The organism is Sulfuricaulis sp., assembly GCF_041499725.1.
Classification (GTDB): Bacteria; Pseudomonadota; Gammaproteobacteria; order Acidiferrobacterales; family Sulfurifustaceae; genus Sulfuricaulis.
This window is the reverse complement of the sequence record NZ_JBGQKW010000028.1, coordinates 1-14,227: the sequence shown is the minus strand read 5'-3', so window position 1 is coordinate 14,227 and position 14,227 is coordinate 1. Positions and strand designations below refer to the sequence as shown.

General features: G+C 60.8%; 13 protein-coding genes. 10 read left to right on the top strand and 3 right to left on the bottom strand.

All coding sequences use genetic code 11. The features are described 5' to 3' along the window. Positions 1 to 8: 8 nt before the first annotated feature. On the bottom strand, positions 9 to 701 hold the full coding sequence (locus tag ACC569_RS06740; protein WP_372522737.1) for a TetR/AcrR family transcriptional regulator: 693 nt from the start codon (positions 699 to 701) through the stop codon (positions 9 to 11). 150 nt (positions 702 to 851) lie between these two features. Between ACC569_RS06740 and ACC569_RS06735 the strand changes: the two genes are divergently transcribed. From ACC569_RS06735 to ACC569_RS06705, 7 genes are all read left to right on the top strand, one after another. Continuing rightward, the gene (locus ACC569_RS06735; protein ID WP_372522736.1) at positions 852 to 2,210 is read left to right on the top strand and encodes a TolC family protein; all 1,359 of its coding nucleotides are present in this window, start codon (positions 852 to 854) and stop codon (positions 2,208 to 2,210) included. A 2-nt stretch (positions 2,211 to 2,212) separates the two neighbouring features. Continuing rightward, the gene (locus tag ACC569_RS06730) at positions 2,213 to 3,181 is read left to right on the top strand and encodes an efflux RND transporter periplasmic adaptor subunit (protein ID WP_372522753.1); all 969 of its coding nucleotides are present in this window, start codon (positions 2,213 to 2,215) and stop codon (positions 3,179 to 3,181) included. 14 nt (positions 3,182 to 3,195) lie between these two features. Next, positions 3,196 to 5,148, top strand: coding sequence for an ABC transporter permease (locus ACC569_RS06725; protein WP_372522735.1), 1,953 nt, complete (start codon positions 3,196 to 3,198; stop codon positions 5,146 to 5,148). Positions 5,149 to 5,344: 196 nt separating this feature from the next. Next, positions 5,345 to 6,508, top strand: coding sequence for an ADP-forming succinate--CoA ligase subunit beta (gene sucC, locus ACC569_RS06720; protein ID WP_372522734.1), 1,164 nt, complete (start codon positions 5,345 to 5,347; stop codon positions 6,506 to 6,508). Positions 6,509 to 6,634: 126 nt separating this feature from the next. Next, the gene (gene sucD, locus ACC569_RS06715; RefSeq protein ID WP_372522733.1) at positions 6,635 to 7,507 is read left to right on the top strand and encodes a succinate--CoA ligase subunit alpha; all 873 of its coding nucleotides are present in this window, start codon (positions 6,635 to 6,637) and stop codon (positions 7,505 to 7,507) included. Between the two features lies 1 nt (position 7,508). Further along, positions 7,509 to 9,176, top strand: a complete 1,668-nt coding sequence (locus ACC569_RS06710; protein WP_372522732.1) for an NAD+ synthase — start codon at positions 7,509 to 7,511, stop codon at positions 9,174 to 9,176. 41 nt (positions 9,177 to 9,217) lie between these two features. Further along, positions 9,218 to 9,556 carry a P-II family nitrogen regulator gene (locus ACC569_RS06705; protein ID WP_372522731.1) on the top strand — a complete coding sequence of 113 codons (339 nt, stop codon included), beginning with the start codon at positions 9,218 to 9,220 and terminating at the stop codon, positions 9,554 to 9,556. Positions 9,557 to 9,589: 33 nt separating this feature from the next. On the opposite strand, the gene ACC569_RS06700 is transcribed toward ACC569_RS06705, so the two are convergent. Then, a complete protein-coding gene (locus ACC569_RS06700) occupies positions 9,590 to 10,372 on the bottom strand; it encodes an outer membrane protein assembly factor BamD (protein WP_372522730.1) in 783 nt (260 codons plus the stop codon). A gap of 81 nt (positions 10,373 to 10,453) precedes the next feature. Between ACC569_RS06700 and rluD the strand changes: the two genes are divergently transcribed. From rluD to ACC569_RS06685, 3 genes are all read left to right on the top strand, one after another. Further along, entirely contained in the window at positions 10,454 to 11,416 is a 963-nt protein-coding gene (gene rluD / locus ACC569_RS06695; RefSeq protein ID WP_372522729.1) for a 23S rRNA pseudouridine(1911/1915/1917) synthase RluD, read from the top strand. 782 nt (positions 11,417 to 12,198) lie between these two features. Beyond that, positions 12,199 to 12,963 carry a peptidoglycan editing factor PgeF gene (gene pgeF / locus ACC569_RS06690; RefSeq protein WP_372522728.1) on the top strand — a complete coding sequence of 255 codons (765 nt, stop codon included), beginning with the start codon at positions 12,199 to 12,201 and terminating at the stop codon, positions 12,961 to 12,963. Positions 12,964 to 13,001: 38 nt separating this feature from the next. Next, positions 13,002 to 13,784, top strand: a complete 783-nt coding sequence (locus tag ACC569_RS06685) for a ZIP family metal transporter (RefSeq protein ID WP_372522727.1) — start codon at positions 13,002 to 13,004, stop codon at positions 13,782 to 13,784. 48 nt (positions 13,785 to 13,832) lie between these two features. Here ACC569_RS06685 and ACC569_RS06680 read toward each other — a convergent pair. After that, on the bottom strand, positions 13,833 to 14,227 hold a 395-nt coding region (locus ACC569_RS06680), incomplete at its 5' end, for a DUF3192 domain-containing protein (protein WP_372522726.1).

Genomic DNA, 14,227 nt, shown 5'->3' with positions numbered 1-14,227 from the left:
ATTATTCCTTATTGTTGAGCGGAGGAGGGTGGACCGGGTTTGTCGGCGCGTCTGTGCTTAACGCCATTTTCGGACAGTATACCGCGCAGCAGTATGTCAACCAGCAGGCTGCTGTAGCGTTGTGGATCGTGTGCAAACTTCACATCCGGAAAATGCCGCAGGACTTCCTGGGATTCGAAGAAGAACACGCTGGCGCCGATCAGCAGGGTGGCGATCATGGCCGGGTCCATGTCGGCGCGCAATTCTCCGCTGGCCTGACCGGTGCGCAGGATTTCGACCAGTTGTGCAAAATTGTCGCCGAACACCTTTTCGGCAAGATCGCGGCCCTGGCGCTCGCCGTCCTTGAGCAGTTCACGCAGAATCAGACGCGTGACTTCGCCATGTTCGAACATACTGGCGAGTTGTTTCTGGGTGAAGTTGGTCAGACGTTCCGGCAGCGGTCCGGTCTCCACGAACAGTTGCTGCAGGTGCTCCGTGGAATCGCGGCAGGCAACACGCAAGACTGCCAGGTAGAGCGCCTTCTTGGAGCTGAAGTGATGAAATATGTTCGCCTTGCTGACGTTGGCACGTTCAGCGATGGCGTTCATGGAGACGGCATCGAAACCGTGTTTGGCGAACAGCGCCTCGGCCGCCGCGAGGATGCGTGCCGTGGCGTCGCCGACCGGACGTTTTGGGGTGGTTGCCGCTGAGCCCGAAACCATGTTGTTCTCTATTGCCTAATGTTCTGACACGTCATACGATATTACTGACCGACCGGTCAGTCAGTGATAATAACGCTGGATTATTGGCGCTGCAATCGGGTCGTGATAAGGCAGAATGGGTTCCGGTGGTCAGGCAGGAGATTTCGCGCAATGACACAGTGGTTTAGATGGCTTGTACCCGCAGCCTTCGCCAGCCAGGCGCGCAATGCGCCAGGGCCCCCGATTGCCGGTATTTCCCTGCGGCTGATTCCCGTATCCATGCTTGTTCTGACGCTGTCCGTCTGGGCCGGTTCGTCCACGGTGCTGAGCTGGGAGGCCTGCGTGCAGGAGGCGGCGGCAAATAACCCCGACCTTCACAGCGCCCGCGCCAATCTGGAAGCCGCGAGCTTCACCGCCAAGGGCGCCTATAGCGGCTATCTTCCGCAACTTTCCGCGGAAACCAGTTACACCGACAGATCGGGTTCAGAGGCGACATCGGGTATTGCCGGAGTGTCCACGACATCGGGCACGAACTACGACGCTTCGGTCTTGCTCAGCCAAAATCTTTTTGCCGGTTTTCAGGACCGGGCCAAGATCGAACAAGGCGCGGCTAACCGCGAGGTCTCCGAAGCGAGTCTGGCGGTGGCAAAGGCAAAATTAAGTCAGGATCTCAAAGTCGCATTTGTCGGATTAAAGTACGCGCAGGACAACGTTATCCTGACAGAGAACATTATGCACCGTCAGGAAGAAAACCTGCGTCTCGTCGGACTGCGTTTCGAGAGCGGAAATGAGAACAAGGGCTCCTATCTTCAGACGAAAGCTTCGCTGGCGCAGGCGCGCTATGATCATTTACAGTCACAGCATGATCTTGTTTCGGCGCAGGCCCAGCTCGACCGCGTGTTGGGCCGCGCTGAGATGGATGAACTTGAGGCGCGCGGGGACATTCCGCTCATAGAGCCCGGAACGGTTCCTGACTTTCGCGAACTCGCACGGCAGGTGCCCAATTATCAGCAGGCGGCGGCGCAGCAGAAATCCGCCGTCGCGGGCGTTACACTGGCACGTTCCGGTTTGTACCCCAGCCTCAATCTCTCGGGCAGTGTCGGCCGCGTGGGCAACGATTGGTTTCCCGACACCACGCGTCGCACCGTGGGTCTTAATCTCAATGTGCCGATCTACAGCGGCGGCAAAGATTACTACGCGACCAAGAGCGCGGTATCGAGTCTCGAAGCGGCTGCTTCGAACACGGATTCCACGGAGCATCAGCTGCTGGTGAACCTCAAACAAACCTATGCGAGTTACGCCGAGTCGGCGGAGAAACTCAAAGTAGACCAGGCTTTCCTGGATGCGGCATTCACGCGCGCCGAAATTGCGCGCAGCAAATACAACAATGGTCTCATGTCATTTGAAGATTGGGACCGTCTCGAGAGCGATCTCATTCAAAGGCAAAAAAACTTCCTGCAAAGCCAGCGCGATCGAGTCGTGGCCGAGGCGGCCTGGGAACAGGCGCAGGGGAAAGGGGTGATTCCGTGAAAATGCTGGAAGCGATGCGTAGTCGCCGCATGGTGGTTGTGGCTGCTGTACTGGTCTTAGCGATAGCGGGAGGTGCGGCGGTGTACTGGATTTCAGGCCGCAACGCGCAGCCGGTCTATCGTGAGTTGACCGTTAGCCGCGGCGATCTCGAGGTCACGATCCTGAGTACCGGCACGGTGGCGCCTAAGAACCGGCTCGATATCAAGGCGCCAATCCCGGGACGGGCCGAACAAGTATTGGTGGATGAGGGTTACAAAGTCACCAAGGGTCAGATTCTCGCCTGGATGAGTTCCACCGAGCGCGCCGCGCTCATTGACGCGGCACGTGCCAAAGGTCCAGATGAACTGAAGCACTGGGAAGAACTCTATCGGTCCACCCCAATTCTCGCGCCTGTGAACGGTACCATTATCACTCGTAACGTCGAAGCGGGGCAGACCTTCACCAGCGCTGACGCCATATTCGTGATGTCAGATTATCTAATCGTGTTAGCTCAGGTCGACGAGACCGATCTTGCCCAGATTCGTCTTGGCCAGCCGGCAAGCATCGTCCTGGATGCCTATCCGGATCAGTCATTCACCGGCAAAGTGGATGAAATCGCCTTCGACGCCAAGACCGTGAACAACGTTACCACCTATTCAGTCAACGTCCTGCCCGACAAGACCCCGACATTCATGCGCAGCGGCATGACAGCGAACGTCAGTTTCGTCACGGCCTCGCGCCGGAATGTGCTGCTGGTGCCGGGCGACGCCTTGAAATCGCGCGACGGGCATATGTATGTATTGCTTCCGCCGAAGAAGCCTAACGGATCGCCGATTGAAAAAGAGATCAAGGTGGGCCTGAGCGACGGCAAACGCACCGAGGTTCTGGAAGGAGTGGCCGAGGGTGAGAAGCTGCTTGCCCTGCGTCTTCAGACCGGTGCGCGCAGTGATGCGGCCTCGAGCCCGTTCATGCCTTTCGGCAGGAAGCGGTAGCACGGCTTGCAGGGATGATCGAGCTCAAAGATATCCACAAAACCTATCGCATGGGCGACACGACCGTGTACGCGTTACGCGGCGTGTCGCTCACCATCGAGCCCGGCGAATATGTGGCGATAACCGGTCCCTCCGGTTCGGGCAAATCCACGCTGATGCACGTGATCGGGTTGCTCGATGTTCCCGATTCGGGGTCCTATCGGCTTCTCGGCAAGGAGGTAGCGCACCTCGTGGAAGACGAGCTGGCGGTGTTGCGCCGCGAGGCCATCGGATTTGTTTTTCAGCAGTTCAATCTCTTGCCGCGGATAGCCGCGGATGAGAACGTGGCCATGCCGCTTCTTTATTCGCGCCATCATCTCGATCTCGTGCGTGCCGACGCTTTACTGACGCAGGTGGGGCTCAAGGATCGGGTGCATCACAAGTCGAATGAACTGTCGGGCGGTCAGCAGCAGCGCGTGGCGATCGCCCGGGCGCTCGTCAACGAGCCGCGCATCCTGCTGGCGGATGAACCTACCGGCAACCTCGATACCGCCAGTCAGCAGGAAATTCTCGCTGTTCTCAGAGAACTCAACCGCCAAGGCATCACCGTCGTGATGGTGACGCACGAGGAGGAAGTCGCGCGCGAGGCACATAGGCGCATCCGTGTCCGCGACGGCGTGGTGCAATCGGATGAACGCACGGGAACGGCTGGACGGCCGGCGCCCACCGCTTCGGCGGCGCGCCCGCAAATCAAGGACCGATGGCGGCTCGCTGAAATCGGCGAGCATCTGCACCAGGGCCTGCGCGCACTGGCGACCAACAAGGTGCGCACGGCGCTGTCGATGCTGGGCATCCTGATCGGTGTCGCCGCCGTGGTCGCCATGCTCGCGCTCGGAAGCGGCGCTCAGAAGGCGATTGAGGCCTCGCTGGCCTCGTTAGGCTCGAACATGCTGATGCTGCGTCCGGGAGCCGTACGCGTCGCGGGCGTTGCGCAGGAAGCGGGGGCGACAACGCGGCTTACGATCGAGGACGTGGCGGCCATCCGCGAGCACGTGGCCGGTGTCAAGGAAACAGCGCCCAATGTCACCGGGCGTGTGCGCGTCACGTCCGGCAACAAGAACTGGAACACCCTGGTGCGGGGGACGGGGCCCGAATACGCGCGCATGCGCGCCTCCGAGCCCCAGGTCGGCCGTTTTTTCACCGAAGAAGAGAATCAGCGAAGGGCACGCGTGGCGCTGGTCGGACTTACGGTGGTGCGCGAAATTTTTGGCGATCAGAACCCCATCGGCGAATACATCAAGCTGAATCGCGTGAACTTTCAGGTGATCGGCGTCTTGCCCGAGAAAGGCGCCACCGGTTTTCAGGATCAGGACGATGTCGTGGTGATCCCGGTGCTCACCGCCATGCACCGGCTTCTCGGAAAGGACTATGTGGACTACATCGATATCGAAACCGAGACTTCCGATGACCTGCAGCCGGTGACCGACACGGCGACGCAGCTCATGCTTACGCGCCACAAGGTTCCGCCGTCGCAGCGGCAAGACGCCTTCCAGATCCGCAACCTCGCCGACATCCAGTCGGCGCTATCGGAAAGCAGCCGCACCATGTCCATGTTGCTCGCCGCGATCGCGGCGATCTCGCTGCTCGTGGGCGGCATCGGCATCATGAATATCATGCTGGTGTCGGTCACCGAGCGTACGCGCGAGGTGGGCCTGCGCAAGGCCGTGGGGGCGCGTCCGCGCGACATCCTCGTGCAGTTCCTTACCGAAGCGGTGGTGGTCAGCGTCGTGGGTGGCCTTGCCGGGATAGCCTGCGGCTGGACGGCGACCGTCATGCTTTCGAAACTCGCCGGCTGGACGACGTCGGTGTCGGTGAGTTCGGTGCTTCTCGCCTTTCTCTTCTCCGCCGGCATCGGCATCGTCTTCGGCATTTATCCCGCGCGCAAAGCGGCACGTCTGAACCCGATCGAAGCCCTGCGATACGAATAGGCCGGCGCCCGCGTGATGTGATAAATTGCGCGCGAACCATACGAATAGACATCCATCTCCCCCTCTCCCGCGAAGTGGGAGGTGAGGCGGAAACAGGAAAAGGTCCAGTGGACCTTTTCCCCGCCGAACGGGCGCACAGGATTCTTGTGCGCCCCGGCGGGAACAAGGGGTGAGGGTTAACAACGATGACTCGCACATGAATCTTCACGAATACCAGGCCAAAGCCCTGCTGGCCGAATACGGCATTCCCGTCCCGTCGGGCCGACCGGCGTTTTCCGTGGACGAGGCCTTGGAAGCGGCCGATGAACTGGGCGGCGACAGCTGGGTGGTGAAGGCGCAGATCCACGCCGGCGGACGCGGCAAGGCCGGCGGCGTGAAAAAGGTTTTCGGACGCGACGCGCTGGAGAAGACGGCCGGCGATCTGCTCGGCACGCGGCTGGTGACGCATCAGACCGGCCCCGCCGGACAACCCGTGAAGCGGTTGCTCGTCGAGTTGCCGAGCGTGGTGCTGCATGAACTCTACCTGGCGTGCCTCATGGACCGCGCGCTCGAGCGTGTCGTGGTCATCGCTTCGAGCGCCGGCGGCATGGACATCGAGACGATCGCCGCGAAGCATCCGGAGAAAATCCTGAGAGCGGTCGCCGACCCCGTGGCCGGCCTGCAGGCGTACCAGTGCCGCGAGATCGGTTTCGCCCTGGGCCTCAAGGACAAGCAGATCGCGGCACTCTCACGCCTGATGCTGAGCCTGTATCATCTGTTCTGTGCCCGCGACCTGGGCCTCGTCGAGATCAACCCGCTCGCCGTGGTGGCGGACGGCGAGCTGATCGCGCTCGACGCCAAGATCCAGGTGGACGACAACGCGCTGTTCCGCCAGAAGGCCTTGGAGGAGTTGCACGACGCTTCGCAGGACGATCCCAAGGAACACAAGGCGCACGAAATCGGACTCAGCTACGTCGCGCTCGACGGCAACATCGGCTGCATGGTGAACGGCGCCGGGCTCGCGATGGCGACCATGGACCTGATCAAACTGCACGGCGGGGCGCCGGCGAATTTCCTCGACGTCGGCGGCGGTACCACGGCGGACAAGGTGGCCGAGGCGTTCAAGCTCATTCTCTCCGATACGAACGTGAAAGCGATCCTGGTCAACATCTTCGGCGGCATCGTGCGCTGCGATCTCATCGCCGAGGGCATCATCAAGGCGGTGAAGGAGGTCGGGATAACGATTCCCGTGGTGGTGCGTCTCGAAGGCACGAACGTGGACAAGGGACGGGCGCTGCTGAAGGGCAGCGGTTTGAAAATCACCGCAGCGGACAGTCTTACGGACGCCGCGAAGCTGGTCGTTACTGCGGCAAAGAAATAATTTAAACCGCCAAGGACGCCAAGTCAGGAAATAAATATTGAATATATTTCATTCAAAATTAATTCAAAGAAGTATTTCTTGGCGTTCATGGCGTCCTTGGCGGTTTAAAATTCTTAAAAATGTTTTATGAGCATACTGGTCGACAAGAATACGAAGGTGATCTGCCAGGGCTTCACCGGCAAGCAGGGCACGTTCCATTCCGAGCAGGCGATTGCTTACGGCACCAAAATGGTCGGCGGCGTGACGCCGGGCAAGGGCGGGCAGGTGCATCTGGGATTGCCCGTGTTCAATACGGTGCGCGAAGCCGTGCATGTCACCGGCGCCAGCGCGACCATGATCTACGTGCCGGCGGCGTTCGCCGCCGATTCCATCCTGGAGGCGGCCGCGGCCGGCATCAAGGTGATCGCGTGCATCACCGAGGGCATTCCGGTGCGCGACATGCGCAAGGTCAAGGCGGCGCTGCATCAGTATCCGGGCGTCGCGCTCATCGGCCCCAACTGCCCCGGCATCATCACCCCGGGCGAATGCAAGATCGGCATCATGCCGGGTGCGATTCACAAGCCGGGTCCGATCGGTATCGTGTCGCGCTCGGGCACGCTGACTTATGAAGCCGTGTACCAGACCACGCAGGAGGGGCTCGGCCAGAGTACCTGTGTCGGCATCGGCGGCGATCCGATCCAAGGGCTCAATTTCGTTGATTGCCTGCGGATGTTCGAGGCCGATCCCGCCACCCGCGGCATGGTGCTGGTGGGCGAGATCGGCGGGCAGGCGGAGGAAGACGCCGCCGCGTATATCAAGAATCACGTCAAGAAGCCGGTGGTGGCGTATATCGCCGGCGTGACCGCGCCCAAGGGCAAGCGCATGGGGCATGCCGGCGCGGTGATAGCCGGCGGCATGGGCACGGCCGAAGAGAAGTTCCGTGCGCTTCAGGCGGCCGGTGTGCACATCGTGCGCTCGCCCGCGGAGATCGGCGCGCGCATGCGCGAAGTGCTGACCTGACATGGGATCGCGCCTGCGCATCGCCCTCGGCCAGCTGAACCTGCTGGTGGGAGACGCCCCGAACAATGCCGCGAAGATGATCGCGGCGGCGAAACGCGCGCGCGACGAACTCAAAGCACACGTCGTAGTTTTCCCCGAGCTGGCGCTGACCGGCTATCCGCCGGAGGATCTGCTGCTGCGCCCCGACCTTTCGGTGCGCGTGGAACTCGCGCTGGGCGGGATGCTGAAGGAAATCTCAGGGATCGATGTCATCGTCGGTTACCCCAAGCGGCAGTACGGAAAAATTTTCAATGCCGCGTCGCTGCTGCGCGACGGCAAAGTGACGGCGACCTATTATAAGCATCGTCTTCCCAACTATGGCGTCTTCGACGAGAAACGCTATTTCGCCGAAGGCGCTAATCCCTGCGTGATCGACCTGCAGGGTGTTCCCACCGGCATCACCATTTGCGAGGACGTGTGGGAACAGGGCCCGGTGGAGCAGGCGCAGAACGCCGGCGCGAAACTCATGATCAATCTGAACGCCTCGCCGTTCCACAAGAACAAGGGCAAAGAGCGGTTCGACGTCGTCGCCCGCCGCGCACGCGCCAACGGCGTGCCCATCGTGTACCTGAACCTCGTCGGCGGCCAGGACGAACTGGTCTTTGACGGCGATTCATTCGTGGTGGACGGGCGGGGTGAAATGACCCAGCGCGTACCGGCCTTTGTGGAGGGATTGTATCTCGTAGAAGTCGACACTGATGGGCAGGTCACGCCCGTTACCGGCTCGGTCATGCCGGAACTTTCCGAGGAGGAAAGCGTGTATTCGGCGCTGGTGTTGGGTGTGCGCGATTATATCGGCAAGAACGGTTTTGCCGGAGCGGTGATCGGCCTGTCCGGCGGCATCGATTCGGCGCTCACGCTGTGTCTCGCGGTGGATGCGATCGGCGCGTCGCGGGTCGAGGCTGTCATGATGCCATCGCAATATACCGCCGCGATGAGCCTGGAGGACGCGCGTTTCCAGGCCACGGCGCTGGGCGTGAAATACAGCTTCATTCCGATCGACCCCATGTTCGAATCTTTTCTCGGCGCGCTCAAGGAGGAATTCAAGGGCATGAAGCCGGACACCGCTGAAGAGAACGTCCAGGCGCGCATCCGTGGCACCTTGCTCATGGCGATCTCGAACAAGACCCGCAAGATGGTGCTGACGACCGGCAACAAGAGCGAGATGTCGGTGGGCTATGCCACGCTCTACGGCGACATGGCCGGTGGATTCGCCGCCATCAAGGACGTGCCCAAGATGTTGGTATATCGTCTGGCCGAGTACCGTAATAAGATCAAACCGGTTATTCCGCGGCGCGTGTTCGAGCGCCCGCCCTCGGCCGAGTTGGCGCCCGACCAGAAGGATACGGACAGCCTGCCGCCGTATTCGGTGCTCGATCCGATCCTTGAACGCTATGTCGAGCTGGACCAGTCCGCGGACGATATTATTGCCGCGGGCTTCGACGAGACCGTTGTGCGCCGGGTGTTGCGTATGGTGGACCGTAATGAGTACAAGCGTCGCCAGGCGGCGCCGGGTGTGCGCATCACGCCGCGGGCTTTCGGCCGCGACCGGCGCTACCCCATCACCTCGGGCTACGGCACCGACGCGAAAAATGAACCCGGTGGCAATGCCCCGGCAGGTGGTATTTAATAGATGTCAGGCATCCGACATACGATTCGAGGTTTCCGACAATGAAAAAAATCGATTGCATCATCAAGCCCTTCAAGCTCGACGACGTGCGCGAGGCCCTGTCCGAAGCCGGCGTGAGCGGGCTGACCGTGACCGAGGTCAAGGGGTTCGGCCGGCAGAAGGGGCACACGGAACTCTACCGCGGCGCGGAATACGTCGTGGATTTCCTGCCCAAGGTGAAGATCGAGATCGTGGTCGCGGATGACATGCTGGACCGCTGCATCGAGGCCATCACCGGCGCCGCGCGCACCGGCAAGATCGGCGATGGAAAAATATTCGTGACGACCGTCGAACAGGTGGTCCGCATTCGCACCGGCGAGCAGGGGCCGGAAGCGATTTAACTCGGGGTAAAACAAGTACCGTGGCGTCGTCGCTCAGTGGTTTGCGGCGGCTGCTTCGACCTCGGCGAGATAGCGGCTGTTTGGAAAGTTCTTGGTCAGCACGCGCATGGTGTCCTTCAGCATATCGTTCATGCCCATGGACTTGTAGGACAGCGCCATGATGCCGAGGGCATCTTCGGTGGAAGGCGTGCGCGGATAAGTTGCCAGCGCGTACTTGCTGCGGTTGATCGCCGCGACATAGCTGCTGCGCTCATAATAGAAGCGCGCCACCTGGGTTTCGTATCTTGCTTGCGCCTCGAACAGATACGTCATGCGCTGCCGGGCATCCTCGGCGTAGCGGCTGTTGGGAAAGCGCTCCACCACTTCACGAAACGCGCTGTAGGATTCGAGCGCACCCTTGGGGTCGCGGTCGGAAAGATCGTCCTTCGCGCCCAGGAGCCAGTTGGCGAAGCCCTTCTCGCCGTGAAAATTCACCAAGCCTTTGAGGTAATAGGCGTAATCGACGTTTGGATGGGTGGGATGCAGACGGATGAAGCGGTCGGCGGCGGCGATGGCGAGCGCCGGCTCGTCGAATTTATAGTTGGCATAAGCGATTTCCAGCTGCGCCTGTTCGGAATAGCGGCCATAGGGATAACGCGCCTCCAGGTTCTCGAAATACTTGATGCCGGTTTCATAATCGCCATCCGCCACTTTATCCTTGGCTTCCTTGAACAATTTCTCCGGCGGCCAGTTCTTGGTCGGGTCGTCGACGCCGGAGCATCCAGAGAAAAACAGCGCAATGAAAAGAACGGCGATCAATCCGGTGATGCGACGCATGATTCGATTTACCCCGACACAACGTATAAAGTCGCACCAGCTTAACCCGATTTCGCAGCGCCGGAAAGGCCGTCGGCAGACATGAACCAGGAAAAAAAACTATCGGCGCGGATCCCGTCCGAACTGGCCGGCCAGCGGCTCGACCAGGCGCTGGCGGCGCTGTTCGCCGACATCACGCGTTCCCGGCTGCAGCAGTGGATCGAGGACGGCCGCGTGCTGCTGAATGGCCGTGTTCCGCGTAAACGCGATAAGGTCAAGGAGGGCGATGCGGTGGAAATCCTGGCACCACCGCCGGTGGAGGGTAACTGGAAGGCGCAGGCGATATCGCTCGAGATCGTCCATGAAGACGGCGATATCCTCGTCATCAACAAGCCGCCGGGATTGGTGGTGCATCCGGGCGCGGGCAATCCGGAGGGAACCCTGCTGAATGCTTTGCTGAATCATGCCCCGGCATTGGCCGTGCTCCCGCGCGCCGGGATCGTGCACCGGCTCGACAAGGACACCTCCGGCCTGATGGTGGTCGCGAAGACCGAGCGCGCCCGCCGGCACCTGATCGAACAGCTTCAGGAGCACAGCGTCGAGCGCGAATATCTCACGATCGTCAGCGGTGTCATGGTCGCGGGCGGGACGATCGACGCGCCGATCGGACGGCATCGAACCCAACGCACACGCATGGCGGTGAGCGACCGGGGAAAACCCGCCGTGAGTCATTACCGGGTGATGAAGAAGTATCGCGCACACACACTGGTGCAGGTGAAGCTCGAATCCGGCCGCACGCACCAGATCCGCGTGCACATGGCGCACCTGCATTATCCCGTGGTCGGCGACCCGGTGTACGGTGGGCGCTTGAAAATTCCCGCTGGCGCGAGCGAGCATCTCAAAAATGAACTGCGGCACTTCAAACGCCAGGCCTTGCATGCGTTGAAGCTTTCATTGGTTCATCCGGGGACGGGAAAGCGGGTGCAGTGGGCGACGTCGGTGCCGGAGGACATGAGCAAATTGATGGAGGCCTTGGCATTGGATGCCAAGGTTCACTCGAAATAATTTTGTCGAATCGCCTTCGGCGATGATGAAAAGCTAATGACGAGTGGCTCCGCCCCTGCAACACAGTCGTTATTCCCGCGAAAGTGGGAATCCATGCCTTGAATGGTATCGCGCGCTGTGCGCGCGATCTCAACAGCTAATTGCGGTTCCCCGCACCGCGGGCGGGTTTCTTTCTTTGCTCGTGCAAAGAAAGAAACCAAAGAAAGCACGCCCCGGATGGCGCAAATACTCCCTCGCCTCCGCGGCTTTGGGACCCGGCGCTGACTCGACGCGACATCCATGTCGCGCGAGTCAGGCAAAGACATCCTGTCTTTGCCCCCTTCGGGGCGCTCGCCCAAAGCCTGGCGGGGCTCGGGTGCGCCATACGGGGGTTTGAAAACACCTCCGCGTGAAGGTTGGAGGTGGGTAGCTCCAATCCCCGTCGGAGCGAGCCGAGCACCGAGCAAGGCCGGGAGTATTCGCGAGACTTTTGATCGAGCCCGAGGCGCGTATTGTGCGCCCGGCGAGTTAGGCGAGCGCCCGGCCGCCGCGAGACGCGCAGGGAACCACCCGGTGTATGGGCGGCGAAGCGACCGGGGCGCATTCTCTTTGGTGACTTTCTCTTGTGCGCACAAGAGAAAGTCACCTGCCGTGGGTCAGCCACCCACAAGTACACGCGGCCGCAGGCCGCTCGACAGAAAACCGGTGCAGGGGCGGAGCCACCCGCAATTAGCTTTTCAAACCGTGCGCGGAGCGCACACAATAATGTAATATCACCCGCCAGCAGGACAGAAAAACCAAAGATGGCGGCGATCAATACCCTCGAATTCGTTTATCCCGACTGGCCGGCGCCGGTGCACGTGAAGGCGCTGACAACGACGCGCAACGGCGGATTCAGCGTCGGGCCGTATGCGTCATTCAATCTCAGCAACCTCGTGGGCGACGAACCCGGCACCGTGCGCCGCAATCGCGCGTTGCTGGGCGAGGTCTTGAAACTTCCCGCCGACCCGATCTGGCTGACGCAGGTGCACAGCACCCGCGTCATCGATGCTTTCGACGCCGGCCCCCGCGAAGAGGCGGACGGTTGCGTGACCGGTACGCCCGGCGTGGTCTGTGCGGTGTTGACGGCGGATTGCCTGCCGATTTTTTTATGCGACCGGCGCAGCACGCGCATCGGGGTGCTGCATGCCGGTTGGCGCGGATTGGCGGCGGGAATCGTCGAGGAGGGTCTGCGAAAGATCCAATTGCCGACCGCCAATCTGCTGGCCTGGCTCGGACCGGCCATCGGTCCTTCGGCCTACGAAGTCAGCGACGAGGTGCGGCAGACGTTTATCCGGGTGGATCGCGAATTGGAAGAATCCTTCACGCCCGTGCGCAACCGCAAGGGACACTGGCTGGCCGATCTTTACGATATCGCGCGGCGGCGGTTGCGCGCGCAGGGCGTGCATGCCGTTTACGGTGGATTGCGTTGCACGCTGCGCGAACGTAATCTGTTTTTCTCGCATCGGCGTGACGGCAATTGTGGGCGCATGGCCTCGCTGATCTGGCTGGATAAAAGCGCGCGTTAGGCTATGATGCCGGTCTTCCTGCCGCGCGGTTCCTGAAAATGAATTCCCTGATTCTCTGGATTATTGCCTTTACTATCCTCGGTGGTGTGCTGAGCGTACTCGCGGCCGGCGCTTTTCTGCTGTTGCCGGAGAGCGTGCGTACGCGGATGCTCTCGCCCATGGTCAGCTTCGCCATCGGCGCGCTGCTTGGCGCGGCGTTTCTGGCGATCCTGCCGCACGCCTTCGAGGTTCCGGGCGTGGATGCGCATGCCGTCACGCTCACGGTGCTGTGCGGCATTCTGATTTTCTTTCTGCTCGAGAAAATGGTTATCTGGCGCCACTGCCACACCGAAGACTGTGAAGCGCATGTCCCGGACATGGACAAGGTACGTAATGCGGCGACCGGCAATCTGATCCTGATCGGCGACGGCATCCATAATATGGTGGACGGGGTGCTGATTGCGGCGGCGTTCCTGACCGACGTGCATCTCGGCGTGGTCACGAGCATCGCGGTCATCGCGCACGAAATCCCGCAGGAGCTGGGTGACTTTGCCGTGCTTCTGCACAGCGGCTTCAGCCGCGGGAAGGCGCTGCTCTACAACATGCTGACCAGTCTGACGACGGTCATCGGCGGCGTGGTCGCCTATTTTTCTCTGTCGCTGGCCAACACGGTAGTGCCGTACGTGCTGGCCATCGCGGCGTCGAGTTTTATCTACATTGCCGTGGCCGATCTCATCCCCGGCCTGCACAAGCGGACCGAATTCAGCGCCACCGTGCAGCAGATCGTGCTGATTGCCCTCGGCGTGACCGTGATTTCCGTGACCCATGCCATGCTGCATTAGCCGCTAACCGATGCGACGGCTGCCCGCCGCAAGACGCGGGTTTCTACCCTAGCGGGAATAGGTCGGTTTGGGCGGCACTTTCTGATCTAGGAACGGATATCCCCAGCCGATAAGCTTGCCGTTCTGGAGAACCACTGGTGTTAATTCGTCGTCGGTGATTTTATCGTCACGTGCCTTCAGGTCGGTGTAGTAGTACAGGACCTCGTAGGTTTTGCCGTCCTTGCCCGTGAGGACTTCGGTGCGGTAGGGATTGTCTATCCACATGAAGACGCCCTTGGACGGATCCCTTCCCATGAGCTCCATGACCAGGTCCTTGGGCTGGCCAACGGATAGCTTCTTCAGGTTTTCTTTATTCTGGTCTCTCAGGAGGTCACTGGTGTCGAGATAGAGAGAACTGCACCCGGCCAAAATTAATGACAGCAGAACGATGATTTTTTTCATTG

What these genes read in the sequence shown, in the direction of transcription:
- ACC569_RS06740 (WP_372522737.1), bottom strand. Translation starts at nt 701, where the DNA reads ATGGTTTCGGGCTCAGCGGCAACCACCCCAAAACGTCCGGTCGGCGAC.
- sucD (WP_372522733.1), top strand. Translation starts at nt 6,635, where the DNA reads ATGAGCATACTGGTCGACAAGAATACGAAGGTGATCTGCCAGGGCTTC.
- ACC569_RS06710 (WP_372522732.1), top strand. Translation starts at nt 7,509, where the DNA reads ATGGGATCGCGCCTGCGCATCGCCCTCGGCCAGCTGAACCTGCTGGTG.
- ACC569_RS06730 (WP_372522753.1), top strand. Translation starts at nt 2,213, where the DNA reads ATGCTGGAAGCGATGCGTAGTCGCCGCATGGTGGTTGTGGCTGCTGTA.
- sucC (WP_372522734.1), top strand. Translation starts at nt 5,345, where the DNA reads ATGAATCTTCACGAATACCAGGCCAAAGCCCTGCTGGCCGAATACGGC.
- ACC569_RS06725 (WP_372522735.1), top strand. Translation starts at nt 3,196, where the DNA reads ATGATCGAGCTCAAAGATATCCACAAAACCTATCGCATGGGCGACACG.
- ACC569_RS06735 (WP_372522736.1), top strand. Translation starts at nt 852, where the DNA reads ATGACACAGTGGTTTAGATGGCTTGTACCCGCAGCCTTCGCCAGCCAG.
- pgeF (WP_372522728.1), top strand. Translation starts at nt 12,199, where the DNA reads ATGGCGGCGATCAATACCCTCGAATTCGTTTATCCCGACTGGCCGGCG.
- ACC569_RS06685 (WP_372522727.1), top strand. Translation starts at nt 13,002, where the DNA reads ATGAATTCCCTGATTCTCTGGATTATTGCCTTTACTATCCTCGGTGGT.
- rluD (WP_372522729.1), top strand. Translation starts at nt 10,454, where the DNA reads ATGAACCAGGAAAAAAAACTATCGGCGCGGATCCCGTCCGAACTGGCC.
- ACC569_RS06700 (WP_372522730.1), bottom strand. Translation starts at nt 10,372, where the DNA reads ATGCGTCGCATCACCGGATTGATCGCCGTTCTTTTCATTGCGCTGTTT.
- ACC569_RS06705 (WP_372522731.1), top strand. Translation starts at nt 9,218, where the DNA reads ATGAAAAAAATCGATTGCATCATCAAGCCCTTCAAGCTCGACGACGTG.